Source organism: Halorubrum sp. SS7 (genome assembly GCF_005435055.1).
In the GTDB taxonomy this organism is placed as follows: Archaea; Halobacteriota; Halobacteria; order Halobacteriales; family Haloferacaceae; genus Halorubrum; species Halorubrum salinarum.
The window spans coordinates 1,226-2,270 of the sequence record NZ_SGXV01000062.1; the positions used below are offsets into that span (position 1 = coordinate 1,226).

Annotated in this window: 1 protein-coding gene; it reads right to left on the reverse strand. The window is 58.9% G+C overall.

Going from position 1 to position 1,045, the window contains the following annotated elements:
* Positions 1-1,045: PAS domain-containing protein (locus tag EXE44_RS16450; protein WP_199241243.1), on the reverse strand; the 1,045-nt coding region annotated here is incomplete at both ends.

The window sequence follows — 1,045 nt, forward strand, 5'->3', positions numbered from 1 at the left end:
GATCCTCCGGGTAAACTATTGCTTGCCACTCGTCTATCGTTGTCGGGCTCGCTCCGACCGCCTCTCGTAAAGTGGCGTCCAACGTGACTGTGTTGGTACTGAAGTCCCACTCACCGATGCCCGTCTCCGTCCCGCTGAGAACGAGTTCTAGCCGCTCAGTCTGGTTTCTGAGCTCTCTGATCCGCCGTCGTTGCTCGGTAATATCGTGTTGAACCCCGATGTAGTTTGTCACGATTCCGTTTTCGTCTCGAACCGGCGTCACGGAGAGCTTCGCCCAGTACGGTTCACCCTCCGCGGTGTAGTTTCTCAGCTTAGTTGTTATCGGTCGCTCGGTTTCGATCGCCGTACGGATTCGCTTTGTCGTCTCCGAATCTGATCCGGGGCCCTGGAGGAATCTCGGGTTTCGGCCGAGAGCCTCTGACCGCTCGTACCCGGTTAGCTGTACAAACTCCTCGTTGACGTACACCAACGGGTTTCCCGGTTGGGTCGGATCCGTAATCTGGATGCTGATCCCTGCTTCGTCCAGCGCCCGCTCTTTTAATGAGAGCTCGCGTTCCCGCGCTTCACGGTCGGTCACGTCACGTACCGTACAGACCATTCGGGACGGGGCGACCATCGTCAGGGACAGCTCCGCCGGGAACGTCGTTCCATCGGGCCGACTTCCCGTTACTCGCCCCTGCCAGTGACCATCACGTTCGAGCGCGTCGAAAGCTTCCCTCTCGATCCGTGCCGCTTCATCCGCAGCGTATAGCTCTCGCCAACTTCGACCGAGCAACTCCTGTTTGCTGTCGAATCCGTACATATCGACGTGCGTCTGATCGATATAGACGTACGCCTCGTCATCGAGGATGGCGACGCCATCGGCGGCGTCCTCAATCGCTTGTTGAAACGCACCGATGCGAATCTCCGAGTCGATCTCGCTTGTCGGGTCACGGGTCTGGGAGCTAATACGATCGAGTGCCGCGGCGAGTAACCCTGCTGCTCGCTCGAGAACATCACGGACAGCGGCCTCGTCCAACGCGGTCGCGAGATCGTGGTGATCCCA